This window comes from Sporichthyaceae bacterium, assembly GCA_036269075.1.
GTDB lineage: Bacteria > Actinomycetota > Actinomycetes > Sporichthyales > Sporichthyaceae > DASQPJ01.
Genome location: DATASX010000004.1, coordinates 93,308 through 114,800, shown reverse-complemented (window position 1 = coordinate 114,800; position 21,493 = coordinate 93,308). Strand labels below are relative to the sequence as shown.

Here is a 21,493-nt window from a genome sequence, read left to right as displayed (position 1 = left end):
CAATAGTCGACACTGCAATAGTTTGTACTGCGACTATTCCGGGTGCAACCCCCTGCCGCGGAGGTGTGCCGTGCACATCCATCCCGAAGCCGAGCCCCGCACCGACGCCGAGAAGGCCATCGTCGGCTTCCTCGCCAGTGGGGGTCCCGGCGCCTGGCCCCACATGCTCGACGGCTACGACGAATGGCTGACCGAGGATTTCCGCTGGGAGAACACCGGATCTCCGCCCTGCGTGGGCAAGGCGGCGGCGATGCAGTTCCTGACCAAGCTGCACACCACGCTGGAGATGGAGTGGTGCACGGCCGAGTTGCGCAATCTCGCCTCGCGCGCCACTTCCGATGAGCACAGTGTCGTGCTCACCGAGCGCGTCGATCGGGTGCTCCTGACCGACGGCACCGAAGCGATCGCCATCCCGGTCATGGGCTGTTTCACGGTCCGCGACGGAAAGATCGCCCGCTACGCCGACTACAACGCCGACTCCCCCATCCGCGAGCGTTTCCCCCGCCATCAGCATTGAGATGGACCTGGAGGAGCGCATTGCACGACTGGAGGCCGTCGAGGAGATCCGTCGGCTGAAGGCCCGGTACTTCCGCTGCGTGGATCTGCGGGAGTGGGACGAGTTCGCCGACCTGTTCACCGAGGACTTCCTCGCCGAGTTCGGTGAGTCCACCTCAGGTGCCCGCTCCCGGGCGGCGTTCCTGGCCGCGGTGGCCCGGCACTTCGTCGCCGGCCTCTCCGTCCACCACGGCCACGAACCGGAGATCGACGTGCTCGACGCCGACAACGCGACCGGGCTCTGGCCGATGTTCGATCTCGTCGAGTCCCCTGCCGACAGCGGGTACGTGAACCACACCGGCTGGGGCCACTACACCGAGCGCTACCGACGCTGCACCGACGGCAGGTGGCGGATCAGTCGGTCGCGACTGAGCCGCATCAAACGGGTGGAACTGCCGAAGGATCCAGGATGACGACGGTCGGCCTGTGCCTGCCCCAACTCGGCCCGGCGGTGGACGCCGGACTGCTGCGGGAGTTCGCGCAGGCCGCCGAGGGCATGGGTTTCGACCATCTGTGGGTGCAGGACCACTTCCTCTACGCGTTGAACCAGGCCGGGGACTACGCGGGCAGCGCTGCGGCCCAACCCGAGCGCTACAAGTCCGTGTGGGCGCCGACCGAGGTGCTCGCCGCGGTGGCCGCCTGGACCTCGACGATCCGGCTGGGGACCTCGGTGCTGGTCGGCGGCAACCACTACCCGGCGCAGTTGGCCCAGCGGTTGGCCACCGTCGACCGGATCGCCGGCGGCCGTCTGGATTCCCTCGGCCTGGCCGTGGGTTGGTCGGTGGAGGAACATCGAGCGATGGGCGTCGACCCGGCGACCCGCGGCCGGCGGATGGACGACTTCGTGCCCACGTTGCTGGCCTGCCTGGGCCCGGATCCGGTCGAGCACCACGGGCCGTTCTTCGACCTCGACCTGTGCGTGATGCAACCCAAGCCGGTGTCGCCGTTCCGACTGATGTCGGGGATGTGGTCCGCCGTGGGCCTGGCCCGCACCGCCGAGTGGTTCGACCTGTGGAACCCCGGCTCGATGCCGGTGGCCACCGTGATCGAGATGCTGGCCGGCATCAACGCCCGACGTGCCCCGGACCGGGCACCGGTGGACGTCATCTACCGGGTAGCGGTCGAATCCACCGCCGGGAAACGGCTGAGCATCGACGAGGTGGCACAGCGCACCGCAGAGGTCGCCGCCGCCGGGTTCGAGGGCGTAATCGTGGAGACCAACTTCTGCTCCCAGATCGACTCCGGCAAGGCGTGGCTGGGCCTGCTCGCCGACCTGACGCCGGTGCTCGAAGCGGGACGCTCGGGAGCCGGCTCCTGACGTACCGTCAGTTCCGGTCGGCGGGCTGGGCCACCTCCGGAACCGGCTGATGTTCGGCCAGCAAGCCGTCCAGGTGAGCTCGCTCGTTCATCGTGACCACGCGCATCCGGCCCTTCTCGTTGACGGCGACGCGGCAGATTCCCGCGTTCTCCGGGAAGAAGAGCCACATCCGGTCCAGGCCCAGGACCCACCCGAGCAGCACGTTGAGCACTCCGCCATGGGTGAACATCAGGATCCGCTTGCCCGCCTGCGCCTCGACGATCTCCGAGACGGTCGCGACGATCTCGTCCCGGAACTTCGCGTAGGTCGTCCCCCACGGCGTCAGATCGCCACGCATGCAGGCGAAGTAGCGCGCATCGTTCGTACGGCGCAGGTCCTCGAAGTACATGTACTCCCCCGCGGCGCGGTCGAACTCGGCAAGGCCCTCACGCAACACCGGCTCGCTGCCGTTCGCCGCACACCAGGGTTCGGCCGTCTGGACCGCACGGCGCAAGTGGGAGGAGTAGACGGCGCCGAACGTCTCGACCGACAACGCCTGCGCGACCCGGCGCGCTTGCTCCTGTCCCCGCGCCGACAGCCATGGATCGCGCCGGTCGAGACCAGACAGTCCGCGCTCGGCCTCGCCGTGGCGAACCAGGACCAGTTCGGTCGCAGCCGCCACGTTGAGCCCGCCGGACACCAGGATCACGATCGCCTCCTGCTCCGAATTGTCGTCTCATCAACTATTGATATACAAACAATATGCCTCGTACGCTGGTCCGACACCCCACCCCGCGAGCCCGGAGCCTGCCGTGAGCAATCGTCTGCTGCTCGGAGATTTCGATCATCGCGTGGTGGTCGGGGCGTTCACTCCGGACCCCGCCGCGATGCGGGTGAACGACCTGCAGCACGGCCTCCCGGTGCAGGCGACCTGGCTGTACGGATTCTTCCGTGACGAGACCGGCCTGACGTACTGCATCGAGCGGAAGTTCGTCGGTTCGTTGACCAGCGGATGCTTCGTGATGACGCAGGGCGGCGACCCGGAAGCCGAACTCGACGTGCATCCGGACTCCGGCCGCAGCGCCCGTGGCGAGGTGCGCCGGGGCCTCGGCGACACCGAGCGCACCTGGTCCGAGCCGGTGTTCCAGCGACTGCCGGCCGGGATCGTGCCGGTCGGCGAGCAACCGTTGAACCTGCGGTGGACCGGAGCCGAGATCGCTTACAGCGAAGGCGACATCCTCGATCTGCACGGGGCTCGGGCCGGGCTCGGCGTCCAGTTCCAGGTCGTCTCCCGACTGGACCCGATGCTGTACACGAGCACCTGCCACTGGGTCAGCGGCACCTTCCAGGGTCGGGCGGTGACCGGTGCGTTGTGGTTCGACAACACGTACTGGACGCACGGGCTGGAGTGGAAGGAGTACGGCTACTTCAACAACCTGCAGATCGCCTGGACGGTGTTCTGCAACGCCTTTACCGACGGCAGTTTCGAGTGGGGCCACCTGGTCGTCGGCCGCGACGGCTTCACGCCCGCGGTGGTCGTGAACTCCGACACCGCAGTCGCGATGACCCCCAACCTGTCCGCGAAGTTCGGTCTCACAGCCACATCGGAGAATGGCGGCGCCTGGCCGGAGTCGGTGACATACGACGTCGCGGGCGCGCAGTACGAGTTCGTCGGGCTGCCGACCGGGCGGATGACACAGTTCTCGGAATCGCGCTGGGCCAACTACCGGGCTCAGTACGGCAGGGTGCAGCGCGTCGGTGAGACCCGCGACCTGATCGACGGATTCACCTGGCTCGAGACGTTCGCCGACCGCATCAGCGCGGACGGATTGGATACCTGACCCTGCGTCAGTTCAGTGGCCGCCGCCGACGTACTCCGCGGCGATGGCGTCGGCGTCGACCTCGGAGACCTCACCGGCGAACGACACCCGGCCCCGGTTGAGCAGGTACACGTAGTCGGCCACAGCCAGCGCCCGGGTCACATACTGCTCGACCAGCAGCAGGCTCGACCCCTCGCGCGCCAGCAGTTCGAGGAACTCGAAGATCTCGTCGACTATCTTCGGGGCCAGCCCCATGCTGACCTCGTCGAGCAGCACGACCTTCGGCCGCTGCACGTACGTCCGGGCCAAAGCCAACATCTGCTGCTCGCCGCCGCTCAACGTCCCGGCGACCTGCCCGAGTCGCTCCCCCAGCCGCGGGAACGCGGAGACCGCCCGCTCGATGCTCTCCTTCTCCTTACCGTGCAGGCTTTGCAGGATCAGGTTGTCGCGCACTGTCAGGTTCGGGAACACCCCACGGCCTTCGGGAACGTGGCACACACCCTGGGCGCACAGCGCGTGCGGGGTGGCGCCGAGCACCGAGGTCCCCTCCAGACGCAGGTCGCCGCGGGTCGGCCGGATCAGCCCGGAGGCCACGCGCAACAAGGTCGTCTTGCCCGCGCCGTTCGGCCCGAGCAGCGCGACGATCGAGCGTTCGGGCACGATCAGGTCGACGTTGCGCAGGACCTGGGTGCCGCCGTAACCGGCGTCGATGCCGCGCAGTTCGAACATCAGACCCCGACCTCGTCGTCGGCCAGTTCCGGTGCCTCGGAACCCAGGTAGGCGTTGCGGACCAGCGGCGAGGACTGCACCTCGCGCGGGGTGCCTTCGAAGATCGGCTTGCCGAAGTCGAGGACGTAGATGTACTCGCACGTGCTCATGACCAACGCCATGTCGTGCTCGACGATCAGGATGCCCAGCCCGCGCTCGGCAACCAGGGTGCGCAGGATCTCGCCGAACCGCTCGGTCTCCGGACCGTCCAGCCCCGAGGACGGCTCGTCCAGCAGCAGGACACGGAACTCACCGGCGGCCACCCGGGCCAGTTCGACCAACCTTCGTTGGCCCGTGGACAGATCAGCCGGACGCCGCGCGGCCAGGTGCCCGATGTTGCACAGGTCCAGGGCGGAATCTGCCCGGCGGTAGGTCATCCGGCGGTCGGCCCTCGTGGCGGCCAGGTGCCGCAACGGGTTGCGGCCGGCCAGCGCCGCCTCGCGGCCCATCGCGACGTTCTCCCGGACCGACAGGTTCTCGAACAACTCCATGCGCTGGAAGGTGCGGCCCAGCCCGCGCAGCGCCCGCGTCTGCGGGGGCAGGCGAGTGATGTCCTCCCCGAACAGGTGAACGCTGCCCTCGGCGGGCCGGACCACACCACTGATCGCGTTGAACGTGGTGGTCTTGCCCGCCCCGTTGGGTCCGATCAGGCCGGTGATCCGTCGGGTCGGTGCGTTCAGACTCTGCCCGGAGACGGCGGTCAACCCGCCGTAACGCACCGTCAGATTCTGCGCGACCAAGCCCTCGGCCGCGGTCATCGACGGGTCCGGCGCCGGGAGCGCACCAGCACCGGCATGGCCGGCACGAAGGGCGCGGTCATTGCCGAGGCCACCGCCTGGCTCTGGACCGCCGATCCCGATCCGCCGCCGTAGCACACCGGCTTCGGGCCGGTCGGCGAGGAGAAGCCCTTCGGTCCGAGTTCGAGACCGTAGTAGCAGTCGACGTACTTCGCCGGGCTTCCCTTCACGAAGGTCGCGCCCGGGCTCAGCCCGCCGAGCTTCTCGTCCTTCAACTGCCAGAGCCCGTCCAGCACGATCGCGGTGGTGACGTCGCCGGCGCGAGCTTTGTCGGCGACCTTGGACATCGCGGCCTCGAACAGCTTGCCCGCCGCCCAACCCAGCATCGCCTGCTGCTCGACCGCGGCACCCGGCGCGTAGCGCGCCATCCCGGCCACGAACGCGGCCACCGGCGGCGCGGCGACCTCGGTGAACGGGGCGATGCCGGTGCCGAGGAATGTCCCCAGCGTGCGCAGGTTCGGGTCGACGGCCGCCTGCTGGCTGACCGCGATCGCCCCGGTCGCGATCGTCGGCTTGTAGCCCAGCGAGATGCAGGAGCGCGCGACCCGGGTGCTCGCCGAGCCGTCGAGACCCAGGAACAGGACCTTGACGTCGTCCTCCTTCATCGCCTGGCACTCGGCGGTGAAGTCCGGTTGGGTCAGCGAGACGGCCTTGGTCGGCGCGAGTTCCAGCCCGGCCCGCTTGACCCCGTTGGCGTGGTTGTTCTTCAGGTCCGTGCAGATCGAGGCCTCGACGCAGTAGAGCAGCCCGGCCTTGGCGCCCTTGCCGACGATCTTCGCCGCGTCCACGTAGGCGCCGGAGTAGGAGGCCAGCGGCGCTCCCCCGGCCGGGAACAACCAGGGACTCTGGAACCAGTCGACCGCGGTGTTGTCGCCACCGACCACCGGGATCTTGTCGCGTTCGGCGGCGGTGCGCAGCGCGGCGATCGGGATCGGCTCGCCGCAACCCAGGCAGGCGATCGCGCCCTTCACCTTCATCAACTGGTTCCAGTTCGCCGACACCCGCGACGGATCGGAGCCGTCGTCGAGTTGGTAGACCTGGATCGGGTGGCAGTCGATCCCGCCCCGAGCGTTGATGTCCTGCGCCCAGACCGCGACGCCGGTCCGCAGGCCGGCGATCGCCGCGCCGACGAGCCCGGAGGCAGCCAAGGTCTGTCCGAGGATGATCGGGGCAAGTTTCTGCGGGCAGGCCGGTTCGGCGGCGGCTGCGGCTGCGGCGACTTTCGGCGCGCTCGCGGCCGCGGGCTTCGCGACGACCGGTTCGGCCTTGGTGGCCGACTTGCCCGGCGCCGCAACCGTCACGGCAGTCGCGGCGACCGGCGCGGGCCGGCCGGCGACCGGCTGGCCGGCTGCCACCGGCGCTGCGACAGCGGGCGCCGCGACCTGCGCCGCGGCCGGCTCGACCGTCGGACTGCCACCATTGCCGGCGGCTACGACGCTCGCGTGGTCGACGCGACTGCCGCCGCACGCCGTGACGAGCAGCAGGGCGGACACGGTCCCGAGCGCGAGCGCGCCCCGCCGGACCCGCAGACGCGACACAGTCACTGGGTGCCTCCAACACGGAGCGGGACGGGGAGCTGCATGCGGCGTCCGGCCGGTCCGCGGACCCGGTCGGAGTGTCGCGCGGTCGCGCGGCTCAACGCCGTGCCGATGGCGCCTTGGGAGGCTGCCGCGGCGAGAATCGCGCCGAGCCCGAACGACAGCTGCAGGTACTGGTTGAAACTCTCGTCGGTGATGTACAGCGGGATCACGTAGAGCAGGAACGGCGCCACGAAGGCCGCGGTGATCGTGCGACTGCCCGCGATCGCGAGCACCGCGAGCGCCACCAACGACTGCACGTAGTTGAAGGCGTCCTGGTTCACCGCGCCGAACAGGCTCGCGTAGAGGCCACCGCTGATCCCGGCGATGAACCCGGAGATCAGGAACACCAGCACCCGGGAGACCGCGACCGAGGTACCCAGCGTGGTCAACGCCGTCGGGGAGTCGGCCATCGCGCGCAGCAGCCGACCCAACCGCGACCGCTCGGTGATCACGACGATCGCCACCGCTACCACCGCGAACCCCAGCAGCAGGTAGTAGTAGTGCTTGTCGTCGCCGAAGCCCGCGGGCCGGCGCGTGGCCAGCGCCCCGCCGCCGAACATGTAGTCCTTCGAGTACGCGAACTGCGCGAGCAGGATCCCGAAGCCCAGCGTCGCCAGCGCGAGATACAGGCTCGACAACCGGATCGCCGGCACCGAGACGATGAGAGCGAGCGGCAGGCAGAACAGGCCACCGATCAGCAACGCCGGGAAGAACGGCACCCCGTGGCGAAGCATGTGCCCGAAGCCGGCCGCCCCGACGGCTGCGAAACCCACGTGGCACAAGGAGATCTGGCCCGACGTCCGCACCAGCAGATGCAGTGACACGAACAGCAGCACCTGGGTCATCGCGGTGTTGTAGCCCGGCAACCGGCTGCCGACCACGCTCGGCAGCACGAGCAGGAGAACCGCGAACGCCCCGAAGCCGAGGAGCCGTGCCTGGGGTGGCAGCACCGAGACGGCCGGCGGGCGGGCCCGCACATGGCGCCCGACCTCGATCAGCTTGCGACGCGGGATGACCAGCAACCCGATGAACAGCACCAGGAACGGGACCGCCAGGTTCAGGCCCTGCAGCTGGTCGTGGTCGCCGACGGCTTTGCCGACGACCTTCTGCAGCACGCCGACCGCGATGCCGCCGACGAAGGCCAGCGGGACGCTCTGGAACCGCCCGATGATCGCGGCGCCGAAGGCCTGCACGACCAGCAGGCTCAGCACGTTCACGTCCAACTGGGCCTGGTTCGAGGCGAACATGATCCCGGAGACCGCTGCGAACGAGGAACCGATCATCCACGACGCCCGGCGGACCCGGACCGGCGCGGTGCCGGACATGCTCAGCAACTGCGGATCGTCCACGACGCCACGCATCGCGGTACCCAGTCGGGAGACCCGGAAGAACACGAACAGTCCGGCCGCGGCGGCCAGCCCGAGGCCGAGGGTCAGCAGGTGCTCGACCGTGATGTCCACCGAGGAGATCGCGAAGACCTTGTGCTGGGACAGGAAGGTGTTGAACGACAGGCCGCGTTCGCCGAAGCCAAGGGCGATCAAGGCCCGGATCGCGACCAGCAGGCCGACGGTCCCGACGATGCGGTACGCCGTCGACACCGGCGCCAGCACGACCGCCAGACGTTCCAGCACGAGACCGGCCAGCGGCCCGAAAACCGCCGCGACGATCAGGAACGAGACCGGCCACGGTACCCCGTGACGCTCCCGCAGCCAGAAGAATCCGTAGGCGGCGGCCGCACAGACCGCGCCGTGCGCGATGTTGAAGACACCGGAGGTCTTGTAGGTGAGCACCAGACCCATCGCGGTGAGCCCGTAGATGGAACCGGTGATCACCCCGAACACGATGAACGGCAGGTACTCGCTCACGATCCACACACCCCGCAGCGGACGTACTGCGGCTCGTCGCCGACCGAGATCTCGATGGGCTGCTTGCCGCGCATCAGCAGACAATCGGGGCGGTGCGCCCGGGTCATCGACTCGGACGTCACCAGGCCCGGGGTGGCGGCGAGCACGGCCTCCATCGACAGCTCGGTGCGCGGCTGGATCGGCGCGAACGCGGTGGCGCGGGCGGCGGCCAAGGCCTGGAAACCGCTGCGTACGCGGCGCATGCCGACCGCCACCCAGCAGACGCCCGCGAGCACCGTCAGCGCCGCGAACGGCGCGCCACCCGCGAGCCAACCCAACTGGTCGCGCCAGTTCAGCTCGTCGGAGGACTCGTACCAGCACCAGCCGACACCGAGCACGCCGATCGCGCCGGCCACGCCGGCAACGACGGTCTCCCGAACCTTCCACGGCGCAGCCGCTTTCGGCAGCACCGGGGGCGGGCCGGCCGCGTGTGCGGCACCGGACCGCGGTTCGCTGCGCGGCACATCGTCGGGTCGCGTCTGCGAGGCGGCGATCACCTTCACCCGGCGGACCCGGAGATCTGCGAGTTCACCTGACGTGCCACCTCGGCCTGCAACCAGGACTGCAGATCGGTCCGGCGATCGACGATCTCCTCCGCGACCTGGTCGCCCTGGCGAACCAACTCGCGCCACTCGTCGCGCAGGTCAGCCGAGATCCACAGCACGGCGGCGACCGTGAACAGCACGATCGTGCCGAAGCCGAACGAGATCACGTACGGAATCTGCTCGGCGATGTACTGGGTGCCGGAGACCCCGTGGTAACCGGCGATCAACAGCACGACACCGACCACCGCGGCGAGCACCGCACCGGCCCGGTCCCACTGCACGCGCAGGTATTTCAGCAGGTTCATCGGGACCGCACCCCCCACTTCGACAGTCCTGCGGCCGCGAAGAACCCGAGCCCGGCACCCCCGACGACCGCCAGGTACATGTGATCAGCCCCGGAGGTGAACGGCAGGGACCGTTCGCTGCGGGCCGCGCTCAGGCTCACGGTGTCGGTACGAGCCGGGGCCGCGGCCGCGGGCGCGACGGTGAGCGGCGCAGCCTGCGACGCGACCACCTCCGCCGGCGCAATGGCCGGGGCCAGCACGCCGCCGGCAGCAGTCGCCGCGACCGGCGGTTGGCCGATCGGCGGGATCAGGCTCGGCGGCGGCGGCGCGGCCGCTTCCGGTTGCAGATCGACGCCGGCCAGCACCGACGCGGTGGACTGGGTGAACTGCGTCGGCCCGTTGTAGTAGGTGTTCTGCGGCGGCGCCGCCGCGGTGTACGTGAATCGGTACGTGCCCGACGCGATGCCGTTCTTGATCTCCTGCGGGGCCTGGAAGGTGAGCGTCAGCCCGGCCTGTTTGAGTCCGGCGAGCACGGCGTTGGAGGAGATTACGTACGTCTGCCGCCGGCCGCCGTAGATCTGGGTCAGGGTGAAGTAGCCGTTCTGGATCCCGATGTCCGGGTCGTGCAGCGTCTGCCCGCCTGCCGGGAAGGCGAACGGCGGGAAGGCGAACGGCGCCTGGTTCGGAACCCCCGGGATCGGCACCGGGATCGGGACCTGGCTCGGGCTCTGCTTCGGGATCTCGATGTCCAGGCCCGGCACCGAGATCCGGCCGACCGAGGTCGAGGTCGTGCGCTGGACCTTGCCGGTCAACCCGTTCGCGACCACGGTCGCGACCGTGCGGACGTCGCTGAGCGAGGCGTACGGCCCGATCTTGATGGCGTCGGCCGAGGTGCTGGCCGTGGACACGACGTCGCCGTCGCGGTTCTCGTCGATCCGGGCGGTGGACAGCGCCCCGAACAGGCCGTTGTCGCCGGCCCCGGAGGAGGCCAGCGTGGTGAAGTCGCCGCTCTCGGCGTGCAGGGTCACGCCCGGGTAGGAGACGGTCACCGGGTCGGAGCCGGCGTTGGACTGGGCGATGAACGGGTACGCCGGCGCCGGGAACCCGAACAGCGCCGCGCCGGTCGCCGGCAGCCCGGGAACCGTCTCGCCCGCGTACGGGAACTGGGCACCGGCGTCGCGCACGCCGAGGCTGTCCTGCCGGGCCCCGGAGGCCGGCCCACCGCCCTCGATCGCGATGCCGGTCGGGATCGACGGGTTGGCGATCGACAGTTCGAACGCGTTGGCTCGGGCCACCGCGGCATAGGTGGTCGCGGCCCGCGCGGTGGCCGACGGGAGCGTCGCCCAACCGCCGGCCGCCAGCAGGACTGCGGCACCGCCGACGACCGTGCGCGTGATCCTCATCGGGACCCTTTCTCGACGGTCCACCTGTGTTCGGGGTCACTCAATAGTCTAGTGCTCAGTTATTTCTAACACGACTTCTTCCGCTCGACCAGATCCGTTCTGCGGGAATTTGACCGGGGCTCGCCCGGGCCGCTCCGTCGCAGGTCATCACCCGGATCGGCGTCCGTCCGGGCGGCACAAACCTCCGTGGACCCGCCGGTCGCGCCAACGTAGCCACCAGCGACCGGCGCCCACAACAGGTCGGCGCTGCGGGCCTCCTTCCCCCGATCGAACGTGAAGGTGTAGTCAGAGACCCGGGACACCGCCTCGCCCGTCCGCACGGACCTCGTAAGGTGCCCCTGACCTTGAGCATTGCCGACCCAATGCCGATCGGAGCTCCCTGAATGAGCGCTGCCCCCAGTTCGCCCGACCCCACCGCGATCCTGCAGATCGGCATGGGCTTCTGGCCGGCCAAGACGCTGCTGAGCGCCATCGGTCTCGGCCTGTTCACATTGCTCGGCGAAGGCCCGAAGACGGGTCCGCAGATCGAGGAGAGGCTGGGCCTCACCGGCTCACGGGCCCCCGCCGACTTCCTGGACACCCTGGTGGCCCTGCACATGCTGGAGCGCGACGGCTCCGGGCCGTCGGCGACCTACCGGAACACGGTGGACACCGGGGCCTTCCTCGACGCCAATTCCCCCGGCTACCTCGGCGGCTTCCTGGAGATGGCCGATGCTCGGCTGTATCCCTTCTGGGGCGGGCTGAGCGATGCGCTGCGGACCGGCAGCCCGCAGAACGAGGTCAAGCAGACCGGCACGTCCATGTTCGAGGAGCTCTACGCCGACGAGACCCGGCTCGAGCAGTTCATGCGCGCCATGACCGGCATCTCGGCCGGCAACTTCACCGCGCTGGCGCAGAAGTTCGACTTCTCGCCGTACCAGACGGTCTGCGACGTCGGGGGGGCGACCGGCCAGCTCTCGATCATCCTGGCCCAGCACCACCCGCACCTGCGCTGCACCAGCTTCGACCTGCCAGTGGTGGAGCCGATCGCCAAGCGCACCATCGCCGACGCGAAGCTGACCGACCGCGTGGAGACGGCAGGGGGCGACTTCTTCGCCGACCCGTTGCCCAAGGCCGACGTCGTCACGATGGGCATGATCCTGCACGACTGGAACCTCGACCGGAAGATGCATCTGATCCGGCAGGCCTACGACGCGCTGCCCGCGGGAGGCCTGTTCATCGTTGTGGAGAACCTGATCGACGACGACCGCCGCGAGAACGCCTTCGGCCTGATGATGTCGCTGAACATGCTCATCGAGTTCGGCGACGCCTTCGACTTCAGCGGCGCCGATTTCCGCGGCTGGTGCGAGCAGGTCGGGTTCCGCTCGGTGGAGGTCCTGCCGCTGGGCGGACCCGCCTCGGCGGGCATCGCGCGCAAGTGACACCGGCTGACGCCGAGTCAGATCATCCCTGCCCGTCCTGGAGGCAACCGTGTCCGTGTACATGATCTTCCATAACCGCATCGACGACCACGCGAAACTGCAGGCCTACGTCGAGAAAGCGATTCCGACCCTGATGGCGCACCAGGCCGAGGCCCTGGTCGTGGACGAGACTTCCGACGAGCTCGAGGGACCCAACCCGTACCCGCGGACGGTCGTCCTCAAGTTCCCCTCGCGGGAGATCGCGATGGGTTGGTACAACAGCCCCGAATACCAGGCCATCCGCTCGATGCGGCTCGAGGCGACCGAGGGCTTTGCGGTCATCTGCGACGAGTTCGTGTTCCCCAGCTGAGCGCATCAATCACCCGCTCGCTGTTCTTCCAGATCTGATTGGTGGTGTGGTGCCGGACTCGGTGAACTACGTCGGGGTCAACCATCTGGTGCTGGTGACCAAGGACATGGACGCGACCGTCCGGTTCTACCGCGACGTGTTGGGGATGCCCCTGGTCGCCACGATGGGCAACCGCAAGGCGGAGTTCCCGTACCGGCACTACTTCCTGTCGATCGGGCGGGGCGCGGCGATCGCGTTCTTCGAGTGGAAGGACGTCGATCTCGCGCCCCGCAAGGACTCCGGAGTCCCGGGCTCCGGCAGGCAGTTCGACCACGTCTCGGTCGGGGTCGAGTCCGACGCCGACCTCGACGAGCTGCGCAAGAGGCTGGCCGACCTCGGGACCGACGTGAGTGAGATCGTGGATCACGGCATCGTCCGCTCGGTGTACGTCACCGACCCGAACGGCATCTCGTTGGAGTTCTCGGTCGCAGCTCGGGACCTCGTCGTCGATCCCTGGTTCGACGACGCCGACCCGGTTCCGGCCGCCCGCGGAGAGTGAGGACCACATGACCATCGACCTGGCGGCGATCGACGCCGACCGCGCGCAGATCGCGGCGACCTACCTGCGTCCGCGCGAACAACGCCCGGCGAGCAGTGCCCGCGGGGTGCACCACCTCGCGCTGCTCTCGCACGACGTCCGGCGCACGATCGAGTTCTACCAGGGCGTGCTGGAGTTCCCGCTCACCGAGATCTTCGAGAACCGCGACTACCAGGGCTCGAACCACTTCTTCTTCGACATCGGCAACGGCAACCTGCTGGCCTTCTTCGACTTCCCCGGGCTGGACCTGGGCCCGTACGCGGAGGTGCTCGGCGGCCTGCACCACCTGGCGATCTCGGTGTCACCGGAGAAGTGGACGCACCTGCGCGGCAAACTCGAGGCCGCCGGCGTGCCCTATGTGATCCACAGCGAGGTCTCGATGTACTTCAGCGACCCCGACGGCGCCCGCCTGGAACTGCTCTCCGACCCGCTGGGCGAGATGTACGGGACGCCGGTGCTCTGATCCGCCGTCGGGCTCAGAAGGCCAGGTACAGGCCGGCCAGGACACTGCAGGCGACCACGCACCAACCCTGGAAGGCCAGTTGGAGCACTTTCGGGGCCGCGCGTAGTTCCATGAAGTGCATGCCGACCAGGCGGACCTTGACGAAGGCGATCACGATCACCGCGATCGCGACGACGTCCTGACGGTCGATCAGGTCCTCCGCGCTCAACGTCAAGGACGTGATCGTGGCCAGTACGAGCACGGCCCAGACGAGGAGGACCCGATCCCGCGAGATCATCAGTGCACCAGGTAGAGCAGCGCGAACAGCACGATCCACAACAGGTCGACCAGGTGCCAGAAACAGGCGATGCCCTCCAACCAGGAGTCCCGCCGACGGCTCTGATTGGTGGGCCGCGCCATCCGCGCGGCCACGATCAGGCCGACCGACCCCAGCACCACGTGGCCGAGGTGGATCCCGGTGAACGTGAAGTAGTAGGCGAAGAAGTCGTTGACGCCCGGCCCGTGGCCGTTGGTGGCCAGATCGGTGTACTCCACCGCCTTCACGGCAACGAAGACCGCGGAGCAGGCCAGCGCGCCGCGGAACAGATACGGCGCCCGTCGGTCGCGGTCGCGGGCCAGTCGGACCCCGTTGGCGACCAGCAACGAACTGCTCAGCAGGACCAGAGTGTTCAGCGTGCCCAGGCCGCGGTGCAACGCCGGCTGGGAGGAGGCGACCAGATCGGGGTGCTGCCCGCGCAGGACCACGATGGTCCCGAAGAACACGGCGAAGACCACCATGTCGCCCAGCAGCATCACCCACAGCCCTGGCTCACCCGGCACGTGGTCCCGTTCCCGAGTGGCTTGGACCGTTGTCACGCCGAAGAAGATGCCACAGTCCGCCGGTTCCCCCACTCGCGGGTCGCGACTAACTTTGGTCCGTCCCCCAGACCGAGGAGCTCCGTCGTGACCAGCGCGAACCACCAGGCGTACCGAGCCGCCCGCGACCTGCTGCTGGCACTGCGCGACGACTATCCCGCGGCGGCCGAGAAGTTCACCTGGCCGGAGCTGGACGAGCAGTTCAGCTGGGCCCACGACTGGTTCGACGTGATCGCCCGGGGCAACGAGGCGCCCGCGCTGCACATCGTCGAGGAGACCGGCCCGGACAACTGTTACTCCTTCGAGGAATTGCGGCGGCGGTCCAACGGACTGGCGCACTTCCTGGCCGCCAACGGCCTGGGCAAGGGCGACCGGGTCGCGATCATGCTCGGCAACCAGGTCGAGCTGTGGGTCGCGATGCTCGCGGTGATGAAGCTGGGCGCGGTGGTCATGCCGACCACCACCGCACTGGGCCCGCTCGACGTGGCCGAGCGCGTCGAGCGCGGCAAGGTACGCGCGGCGATCGCCAACCACACCGACGCACCCAAGTTCGACGGGGTGCCGGGTGACCTGCTGCGCCTGTGCGTCGGCGACCGGACCGCCGGCTGGTTGAGCTACGCCGACGCGGACGCGGCCGACGAGCCGCCCGCCCGCCCGGTGCTGCTGGCGACCGACCCGCTGCTGCTCTACTTCACGTCCGGGACCACCAGCAAGCCGAAGATGGTCGAGCACACGCAGGTGTCCTACCCCGTCGGGCACATGACGACGATGTACTGGATCGGCATCCAGCCCGGCGACGTGCACCTGAACATCTCCTCGCCCGGCTGGGCCAAGCACGCCTGGAGCTGCTTCTTCGCTCCGTGGATCGGGGAGGCGTGCATCTTCCTCTACAACTACTCGCGGTTCGACGCGCCCGCACTGCTGGAACAGTTGCGCAGCCACGCCGTGACCACCTTCTGCGCCCCGCCCACGGTGTGGCGGATGCTCATCCAGGCCGACCTGTCCGGCGGCCCCGGCGCCTTGCGCGAGGGCATCGCCGCCGGTGAGCCGCTCAACCCGGAGGTCATCGAGCAGGTCCGCGCGGCCTGGGGCATCACGCTGCGCGACGGCTTCGGCCAGACCGAGACCACCGCGCAGGTCGGCAACAGCCCCGGCAACCCGGTGAAGCCCGGCTCGATGGGCCGCCCGCTGCCCGGGGTCCCGGTCGTGCTCGTCGACCCGCTCACCGGTCAGCAGTCCGACTCCGGCGAGATCTGCCTGGACCTGTCCGCGCACCCGGTGAACCTGATGCGCTGCTACCTCGACGACCCGGAACGCGACGCCGAGGCGATGGCCGGCGGGTACTACCACACCGGCGACCTGGCCGACCGCGACGCCGAGGGGTACATCACCTACGTCGGACGCACCGACGACGTGTTCAAGGCCTCGGACTACAAGGTCTCCCCGTTCGAGTTGGAGAGCGTGCTCCTGGAGCACCCGGCCGTGGCCGAGGCCGCCGTGGTACCCGCACCGGACCCGGTCCGCCTCGCGATCCCCAAGGCCTACGTGGCCCTGACCGCCGGTTGGGCCGCGGACGAGGCGACCGCTCTGGCGATCCTGCGGCACGCCCGCGAGAACCTCGCGCCGTTCCTGCGGGTGCGCCGCATCGAATTCTTCGAGTTGCCGAAGACGATCTCGGGCAAGATCCGCCGAGTGGAACTGCGACAGCGGGAGAACGACCCGGCGGCCATGAGCGGCGCCCACGAGTGGCGCGACGACCAGTTCCCGGAACTGCGGTCGAACTAGGGCACGCCCCTTCCGACCGCGGGATCGATGCGGCATTATCCTGCGCACCCGATCCGCTGCGTCCGGGTCGCTTTCACCCGGCACTGCGTGAGCCTGTACCGGAGGAGCGATCGTGCGCAAGCCTGCCATGCTGCTGGGGACTCTCGCCCTGATCGCCCCGCTCGCTCCGTCGCGCGGGGGCGCCGGCGGTTCGGATGCGGCCGCGCTTGGTTCCTTCAGCGCGCTGTTCGACGATCCGAACGGCGGCGCGAACTGCACCTCCGCCGATCAGCACGCCAGGTGCAAACCCACCGCCAACGCCGTTGCCCAACTGCCGGATGGTCGCGAGATCTACTGGAGCGGGCTGGAGGGGATGAACGGCGTCGACAGCACCGTGGTCACCAATTACGGCACCACGGCGCTGAACAGCGGCGTCCGGATCCTGGACATGCGAGCCGGTGGGCCACGGTTCTCGGGCACGGATCCGTTCGACGGCGGGTTGAACCCACAAGGCAACCCGGACAACGAATACCTGCCCGGGCCGCTGCACAACGACGACGTGGTCAGCAACGACGGTGACCTGTTCTGTGCCGACCTCAAATTCCTGGCCGACGGCCGGATCATCACCAACGGCGGGACGTCCTACTACCAGGAGCCCGGCATCCCGGGGCAGCCGAGCAGCGGCATCGTCGAGCTCAACGGGCTGAAGAACACAGCGATCTTCGATCCCCGCACCGACCGCTGGAGCCAGGTCGGGAAGATGAACTGGGCCCGCTGGTACCCGACGATGGTGACGCAGGCCGATGGGTCCATCCTCACCTTCGGCGGCGTCACCAAGCTGATAAAGCCGATCTACCCGAACCGCCCGGGCGACTCGTTCGCGAACGAACGGCACATCGAACGGTTCGACCCGAGCGGCGGCCGCTGGACTGATCTGCCGGACAGCGCCAAGAAGTCGTTCCCGCTGTTCCCACGCATGCACCTGCTGCCCGACGGACGGACGTTGTTCAACGCCGCGGGGCAGGTCTTCGACCCGATGGGCGGTTCCTGGGACGAGGCGACGTGGAACTTCACCTCGGTGTTCGACCCGAGGACGAACACCTGGAAGGACCTCGGGCTCAACGACTTCGCCGGTCTGCCGCTGGGTTTCCGGGGCACCGGCATCTCGGTGATGCTCATGCTCAAGCCCGGGGACACCGTCGCCCGGTTCCTCTCGCTGGGCGGCGTGCCCGGCACCACCCCGGGCGCCTACATCGGGCAGGCGGCCACGACGATCACCGAGGTCGACACCACCAACGACGGGTTCCGTTCGCACCGGTCGGGTGACCTGCACACGGCACGCTGGTTCACCGACGGCGTCATGCTGCCCACCGGCGGGGTCTGGATCGTCAACGGCGGCGACCGCGACCACCTGATCACCCCGGGCGTGGAGTTCGCGAACCTGACCAGCGAGCTCTACGACCCCGCGACCGGCAGATGGACGGTGACCCCGCCGCAGGCGCACGGCCGCTCCTACCACTCCACGGCCATGCTGCTGCCCGACGGGCGCGTACTGGTGGGCGGGCATGCCCCGGTCGGGACCCTTTACGGCCGGCCCACCGACATGCCCCACAAGACGTTCGGAACCTCGGTCTCCTACGCCGACCCGAGCTTCCAGATCTACAGCCCCCCGTACCTGTTCTGGGGCAGGCGCCCGGTGATCACCGGCGTCGACCCGCAGGTGAGGACCGGTCAGATCCTGAGCGTGAAGGTCGACAAGTCGACGGAGATCTCCAGCGTCCGCATACTGCGCAACACCTCGCTCACCCACTTGGTCGATGCCGACCAACGCAACGTGGAGTTGCAGATCGTCGGGCGGACGGCGGACGCGGTGCAGGTGCGGATCCCGGGGAACACCTATCTTCCGCCCGGGCCGTACCTGCTGTTCGCGCACCGCACGGTCGACCGCGGCGAGATCCCCTCGGTGGCCCGGCAGGTCTTCGTGGACGCACATCTGACCCCGAGTCAGGTGCATGAACTCACCCAACGGGCCGCCGCGCAGGCACGCGCGGAACTGGCCGGTTCCGCAGCGCCGGTCGGCACGGTTCAGGCCGCCGTGCCCGGCCCGGCCGAGGTCGCGGCTCCGGCCGGAGCAGCCACTCGCACCGTCGGGCGGCGCGGCGGCCGGAACACCGGCGGCCTGCGATGACCATCAGCACGTTCCGCCTACGCGGGACGCTGGTGGCGTTCGGTGTCCTGCTGGCGTGCATGCTTCCGGCGAGTCCGGCCGGTGCACACGGGGTGGACCCCTACCTGGTGCCGGTGCTCCACGCCGTGGATCCGAACCCGCCCGGCGTGGTGGTCCAGGTGCGGACGACGGCCGGCGAGCAAATGCTCGCCTCCAACAACCAACTGATGCCGCTGGAAGTGCTGGACCCGGCCGGAACGCCGTTCCTCCGGCTCTCCCGGGACGGGACATTCGGCAATGTCACCGACCCGTTCTTCCACCGCACCCTCAACCCGCCCGACGTCCCGGTGCGACTGCCCGCCGACGCCGTGGCGGGCGCCGCCCCACGCTGGACGCGGGTGGATCCGCAGGGCAACTGGGGTTGGTTCGAACCGCGGCTGCACCCGGTTCCGCCGGGCGTGGATTGGCGGGTGGACATGCGATTCGAGTCGCAGCCCGTCGTGGTGACCGGTGCTCTGGAGCATCCTGCGACGACCGGATCGTTCCTGGCCCAGCCGGCTCGCCGCACGGACGGTGTGCAGGTCGACATCGCGCAGGGCCGGCCGCCCGCAATGCTGCTCGTCGCGCCGGGCCGACGCGTCGTCGTCTCCGGCACCGGCGGGGTGCCGTTCCTCCGCCTTGATGCCGACGGAGTGTTCGCCAACCCACCGACTGCCGAGTTCGGGCAGAACCCGGACTGGGTCGCCCGACCGGTCGGGCCGGACGGTTGGGTCCGAGTGGGTGCCCCCGGGAGGGTCACCTGGCTCGACTCCCGCCTGGGCTACCCGGACCGGCAACCGCCGGCCGTCGTCGAACGCATGCACCGGACGATGGAACTGACGCACTGGCAGATACCCATGACCGTGGACGGACACCCCACCGCGCTGCGCGGCACGCTGTCCTGGGTACCTGCCGGCACGCCCCTGCCCACCCGATCGGCGGGGTCCGGCACTCCTCGGTTGCCACTGGTGTGCGGGGCCGCAGTACTGGCGGGCGCTTTCCTGCTCGTGCGCCGCTCCCGTCGAGCACACGTCGCACCGAGCACGCCGTCAACAGCCTGAGCGAGGCCCGATGTCGAGCAGCTCCTCGACGAAGCCACCGAATGTGCGATCGCGATCGATCAGGTGGACCTCGAGGATCCAGTGGCAGGCGACACCCGCGCGATCCGTGCGGCGCAGCGGCAGGTCGCACCCGGGCGCGATGTGCGTCTCCACCTCATCAGCACCGCTGCGCGCGTGCGGGAACTGGCCGACCTGATGCCCGGCGATGCGTCCGCCGAACTCCCAGCCGGCTTCCTGAGCCAATTCACAGACCCGGGCGTAGAGCTGCTCACCGGTGATGTCGTGGTGTTCGGCGAAGAATCGTTGTCCGGCTACCCAGACGCGATCGAGGTCCGCGCACAGCGCGTGCTTGGCCGGGTCGTCGCCGAGCACGAAGGTACGGCCGTAATCGGCCTCCCACACCTGTAAGACCGGGCCGAAGTCGAGGAAGACGATGTCATCCTCGCCGATCAGCCGGTCCGGCGGATGCTCGCGGTAGATCCGCAGCGTGTTCGGCCCGGCGCGAACAATCCGCTTGTGCCACCAGCGTTGCGTCCCGAACTCCTGCGCCGCGAGGTCACGGATGGCGTCGCTGGTCTCGCACTCGCCACGGCCGGGTCGGATGATCTGACGCCGCATCACCTCGGCGAACAACTGCTCGGCCATCCCCTGCGCAGCGACCAACCGCTCGATGCGGGACGCCTCGTCGCGCACCAGGTCGTCCGGCCCGGGAGTGGCAGGGTCCATCCGGGCAGATTAGCCCGCAGCGGTCATCCGGCGTCGACGAGTTCCCGCAGCGCGGTGATCATCCGTACTGGGTCGGTGCCCTCGACCGGCTCGACGAACAGGGAGGTGACCCCGGCCTCGCGGTAGGCGGCGATCCGTTCGGCCACATAGCCCTTCGGTCCGGTCAGGTGCAGACCGTCGACCAACTCGGCCGGCAGTGCCGCCGCGGCCTCCGCCTTCTTCCCGTCGAGGTAGAGGTCCTGAACGGTGCGGGCCTCATCGGCCCAGCCGTACTGGGTGCACACGGTGTTGTAGAAGTTCTTGCCCCGCGCACCCATGCCACCGACGTAGAGCGCGGCCTGCTTGCGCACCGCCTCCCGGGCGCGGTCGACCGGTGCGTCGTCGCCGATCGCGACCGGCCCGCCGGCCACCACCTGCAACGGCCCGAGTTCGGCGCTGCGCCTGGCCGTCCCGGCCCCCAACGCCTCCCCCCACACCGAATCGGCACGCTCGGCGATGAAGAACACCGGCATCCACCCGTCGGCGACCTCGGCGGTGGCCTCCACCGCCTTCGGCATCAGCGAGGCCCACCAGATCGGCACCGCCGAGCGCACCGGGTGGTTGATCAGCTTCAGTGGCTTGGCCAACCCCGTGCCCTGCCCGGCCGGCAGCGGAATGTGCAGCGCCTTGCCCTCGTACTGCAGCACCTCCCGCCGCAGCACCATCCGGACCACCTCGATGGTCTCCCGGATCCGCGCCAACGGGGTGTCGTACGGGACCCCGTGGAAGCCCTCGATCACCTGCGGGCCACTCGCGCCCAGACCGAGGATGAACCGGCCCTGGGAGACCGCGTCGCAACCGGCCGCCGTCATGCCCAGCAGCGCCGGGGTGCGGCTGTAGACGTTGAGCACCCCCGTGCCGATCTCGATCCGCGAGGTCAGCGCGGCCAACGCCCCGACCACGCTGACCGCGTCGAACGAGTACGCCTCGGGCACGAACACCTGGTCGAGCCCGGCGGCCTCCAGGGCCACCACCAACTCGGCACTGGTCTTCACGTCGCCCGCGTAGGGGACCAACATCGCCAGCTTCACAGCAGTTCCAGCCTTCGCCTCGGGAAAGCGCCGACGCTCACAGTACGG

The 21,493-nt window shown here is 69.3% G+C and carries 23 protein-coding genes; 11 read left to right on the top strand and 12 right to left on the bottom strand.

The genetic code is table 11. The features are described 5' to 3' along the window. Positions 1 to 70: 70 nt before the first annotated feature. The 3 genes from VHU88_00980 to VHU88_00970 are packed head-to-tail and all read left to right on the top strand — an operon-like array spanning position 71 to position 1,873. Positions 71 to 517, top strand: a complete 447-nt coding sequence (locus VHU88_00980) for a limonene-1,2-epoxide hydrolase family protein (protein ID HEX3610237.1) — start codon at positions 71 to 73, stop codon at positions 515 to 517. Between the two features lies 1 nt (position 518). Next, positions 519 to 968 (top strand): nuclear transport factor 2 family protein, encoded by a 450-nt coding sequence (locus VHU88_00975; GenBank protein ID HEX3610236.1) that lies wholly within the window; start codon positions 519 to 521, stop codon positions 966 to 968. After that, complete coding sequence (locus VHU88_00970; GenBank protein ID HEX3610235.1) at positions 965 to 1,873, top strand: TIGR03619 family F420-dependent LLM class oxidoreductase; 909 nt, start codon at positions 965 to 967, stop codon at positions 1,871 to 1,873. The genes VHU88_00975 and VHU88_00970 overlap by 4 nt, the downstream gene beginning before the upstream one ends. Positions 1,874 to 1,880: 7 nt before the next feature. Here VHU88_00970 and VHU88_00965 read toward each other — a convergent pair whose 3' ends face one another. After that, positions 1,881 to 2,561: a histidine phosphatase family protein gene (locus VHU88_00965; protein ID HEX3610234.1), complete on the bottom strand. Its 681-nt coding sequence runs from the start codon at positions 2,559 to 2,561 to the stop codon at positions 1,881 to 1,883. A 103-nt stretch (positions 2,562 to 2,664) separates the two neighbouring features. Between VHU88_00965 and VHU88_00960 the strand changes: the two genes are divergently transcribed. Further along, positions 2,665 to 3,693 carry a hypothetical protein gene (locus tag VHU88_00960; protein HEX3610233.1) on the top strand — a complete coding sequence of 343 codons (1,029 nt, stop codon included), beginning with the start codon at positions 2,665 to 2,667 and terminating at the stop codon, positions 3,691 to 3,693. A 12-nt stretch (positions 3,694 to 3,705) separates the two neighbouring features. Here VHU88_00960 and VHU88_00955 read toward each other — a convergent pair whose 3' ends face one another. Genes VHU88_00955 through VHU88_00925 form a run of 7 tightly spaced genes read right to left on the bottom strand, consistent with a single transcriptional unit; the run spans position 3,706 to position 10,953 of the window. Beyond that, positions 3,706 to 4,401, bottom strand: a complete 696-nt coding sequence (locus VHU88_00955) for an ABC transporter ATP-binding protein (GenBank protein ID HEX3610232.1) — start codon at positions 4,399 to 4,401, stop codon at positions 3,706 to 3,708. Continuing rightward, positions 4,401 to 5,198: an ABC transporter ATP-binding protein gene (locus tag VHU88_00950; GenBank protein ID HEX3610231.1), complete on the bottom strand. Its 798-nt coding sequence runs from the start codon at positions 5,196 to 5,198 to the stop codon at positions 4,401 to 4,403. Before VHU88_00950 ends, VHU88_00955 begins: the two co-directional genes overlap by 1 nt. Next, positions 5,195 to 6,781, bottom strand: a complete 1,587-nt coding sequence (locus VHU88_00945; protein ID HEX3610230.1) for an ABC transporter substrate-binding protein — start codon at positions 6,779 to 6,781, stop codon at positions 5,195 to 5,197. Before VHU88_00945 ends, VHU88_00950 begins: the two co-directional genes overlap by 4 nt. After that, positions 6,778 to 8,682: an ABC transporter permease gene (locus VHU88_00940; protein HEX3610229.1), complete on the bottom strand. Its 1,905-nt coding sequence runs from the start codon at positions 8,680 to 8,682 to the stop codon at positions 6,778 to 6,780. Before VHU88_00940 ends, VHU88_00945 begins: the two co-directional genes overlap by 4 nt. After that, a complete protein-coding gene (locus VHU88_00935) occupies positions 8,679 to 9,224 on the bottom strand; it encodes a hypothetical protein (GenBank protein ID HEX3610228.1) in 546 nt (181 codons plus the stop codon). Before VHU88_00935 ends, VHU88_00940 begins: the two co-directional genes overlap by 4 nt. Then, entirely contained in the window at positions 9,221 to 9,571 is a 351-nt protein-coding gene (locus VHU88_00930; GenBank protein ID HEX3610227.1) for a hypothetical protein, read from the bottom strand. The genes VHU88_00935 and VHU88_00930 overlap by 4 nt, the downstream gene beginning before the upstream one ends. Then, positions 9,568 to 10,953, bottom strand: a complete 1,386-nt coding sequence (locus tag VHU88_00925) for a hypothetical protein (protein ID HEX3610226.1) — start codon at positions 10,951 to 10,953, stop codon at positions 9,568 to 9,570. Before VHU88_00925 ends, VHU88_00930 begins: the two co-directional genes overlap by 4 nt. 383 nt (positions 10,954 to 11,336) lie before the next feature. On the opposite strand from VHU88_00925, the gene VHU88_00920 reads away from it, so the two are divergent. Genes VHU88_00920 through VHU88_00905 form a run of 4 tightly spaced genes read left to right on the top strand, consistent with a single transcriptional unit; the run spans position 11,337 to position 13,763 of the window. Continuing rightward, positions 11,337 to 12,374, top strand: coding sequence for a methyltransferase (locus VHU88_00920; GenBank protein HEX3610225.1), 1,038 nt, complete (start codon positions 11,337 to 11,339; stop codon positions 12,372 to 12,374). A 49-nt stretch (positions 12,375 to 12,423) separates the two neighbouring features. After that, entirely contained in the window at positions 12,424 to 12,723 is a 300-nt protein-coding gene (locus tag VHU88_00915; protein ID HEX3610224.1) for a DUF1330 domain-containing protein, read from the top strand. A gap of 49 nt (positions 12,724 to 12,772) precedes the next feature. After that, a complete protein-coding gene (locus VHU88_00910) occupies positions 12,773 to 13,261 on the top strand; it encodes a VOC family protein (protein ID HEX3610223.1) in 489 nt (162 codons plus the stop codon). 7 nt (positions 13,262 to 13,268) lie between these two features. Next, positions 13,269 to 13,763, top strand: coding sequence for a VOC family protein (locus VHU88_00905; GenBank protein ID HEX3610222.1), 495 nt, complete (start codon positions 13,269 to 13,271; stop codon positions 13,761 to 13,763). A gap of 13 nt (positions 13,764 to 13,776) precedes the next feature. On the opposite strand, the gene VHU88_00900 is transcribed toward VHU88_00905, so the two are convergent. Beyond that, the gene (locus VHU88_00900) at positions 13,777 to 14,040 is read right to left on the bottom strand and encodes a cytochrome C oxidase subunit IV family protein (protein HEX3610221.1); all 264 of its coding nucleotides are present in this window, start codon (positions 14,038 to 14,040) and stop codon (positions 13,777 to 13,779) included. Further along, positions 14,040 to 14,618 carry a cytochrome c oxidase subunit 3 gene (locus VHU88_00895; GenBank protein ID HEX3610220.1) on the bottom strand — a complete coding sequence of 193 codons (579 nt, stop codon included), beginning with the start codon at positions 14,616 to 14,618 and terminating at the stop codon, positions 14,040 to 14,042. Before VHU88_00895 ends, VHU88_00900 begins: the two co-directional genes overlap by 1 nt. An 87-nt stretch (positions 14,619 to 14,705) precedes the next feature. On the opposite strand from VHU88_00895, the gene VHU88_00890 reads away from it, so the two are divergent. The 3 genes from VHU88_00890 to VHU88_00880 all read left to right on the top strand — a co-directional run bounded on the left by VHU88_00890 (position 14,706) and on the right by VHU88_00880 (position 19,649). Further along, a complete protein-coding gene (locus VHU88_00890) occupies positions 14,706 to 16,403 on the top strand; it encodes an AMP-binding protein (GenBank protein HEX3610219.1) in 1,698 nt (565 codons plus the stop codon). 112 nt (positions 16,404 to 16,515) lie between these two features. Next, complete coding sequence (locus VHU88_00885) at positions 16,516 to 18,570, top strand: galactose oxidase early set domain-containing protein (protein HEX3610218.1); 2,055 nt, start codon at positions 16,516 to 16,518, stop codon at positions 18,568 to 18,570. Further along, the gene (locus VHU88_00880) at positions 18,567 to 19,649 is read left to right on the top strand and encodes a hypothetical protein (protein HEX3610217.1); all 1,083 of its coding nucleotides are present in this window, start codon (positions 18,567 to 18,569) and stop codon (positions 19,647 to 19,649) included. Before VHU88_00885 ends, VHU88_00880 begins: the two co-directional genes overlap by 4 nt. On the opposite strand, the gene VHU88_00875 is transcribed toward VHU88_00880, so the two are convergent. Both VHU88_00875 and VHU88_00870 read right to left on the bottom strand, forming a co-directional pair. Continuing rightward, positions 19,638 to 20,375 carry a M24 family metallopeptidase gene (locus VHU88_00875; GenBank protein ID HEX3610216.1) on the bottom strand — a complete coding sequence of 246 codons (738 nt, stop codon included), beginning with the start codon at positions 20,373 to 20,375 and terminating at the stop codon, positions 19,638 to 19,640. The two genes, VHU88_00880 and VHU88_00875, sit on opposite strands and share 12 nt — an antisense overlap. 23 nt (positions 20,376 to 20,398) lie before the next feature. Continuing rightward, positions 20,399 to 21,445 carry an LLM class F420-dependent oxidoreductase gene (locus VHU88_00870; protein ID HEX3610215.1) on the bottom strand — a complete coding sequence of 349 codons (1,047 nt, stop codon included), beginning with the start codon at positions 21,443 to 21,445 and terminating at the stop codon, positions 20,399 to 20,401. Positions 21,446 to 21,493 lie beyond the last annotated feature (48 nt).

What these genes read in the sequence shown, in the direction of transcription:
- VHU88_00975 (HEX3610236.1), top strand. Translation starts at nt 519, where the DNA reads ATGGACCTGGAGGAGCGCATTGCACGACTGGAGGCCGTCGAGGAGATC.
- VHU88_00970 (HEX3610235.1), top strand. Translation starts at nt 965, where the DNA reads ATGACGACGGTCGGCCTGTGCCTGCCCCAACTCGGCCCGGCGGTGGAC.
- VHU88_00955 (HEX3610232.1), bottom strand. Translation starts at nt 4,401, where the DNA reads ATGTTCGAACTGCGCGGCATCGACGCCGGTTACGGCGGCACCCAGGTC.
- VHU88_00950 (HEX3610231.1), bottom strand. Translation starts at nt 5,198, where the DNA reads ATGACCGCGGCCGAGGGCTTGGTCGCGCAGAATCTGACGGTGCGTTAC.
- VHU88_00930 (HEX3610227.1), bottom strand. Translation starts at nt 9,571, where the DNA reads ATGAACCTGCTGAAATACCTGCGCGTGCAGTGGGACCGGGCCGGTGCG.
- VHU88_00925 (HEX3610226.1), bottom strand. Translation starts at nt 10,953, where the DNA reads ATGAGGATCACGCGCACGGTCGTCGGCGGTGCCGCAGTCCTGCTGGCG.
- VHU88_00920 (HEX3610225.1), top strand. Translation starts at nt 11,337, where the DNA reads ATGAGCGCTGCCCCCAGTTCGCCCGACCCCACCGCGATCCTGCAGATC.
- VHU88_00905 (HEX3610222.1), top strand. Translation starts at nt 13,269, where the DNA reads ATGACCATCGACCTGGCGGCGATCGACGCCGACCGCGCGCAGATCGCG.
- VHU88_00900 (HEX3610221.1), bottom strand. Translation starts at nt 14,040, where the DNA reads ATGATCTCGCGGGATCGGGTCCTCCTCGTCTGGGCCGTGCTCGTACTG.
- VHU88_00880 (HEX3610217.1), top strand. Translation starts at nt 18,567, where the DNA reads ATGACCATCAGCACGTTCCGCCTACGCGGGACGCTGGTGGCGTTCGGT.
- VHU88_00875 (HEX3610216.1), bottom strand. Translation starts at nt 20,375, where the DNA reads ATGGACCCTGCCACTCCCGGGCCGGACGACCTGGTGCGCGACGAGGCG.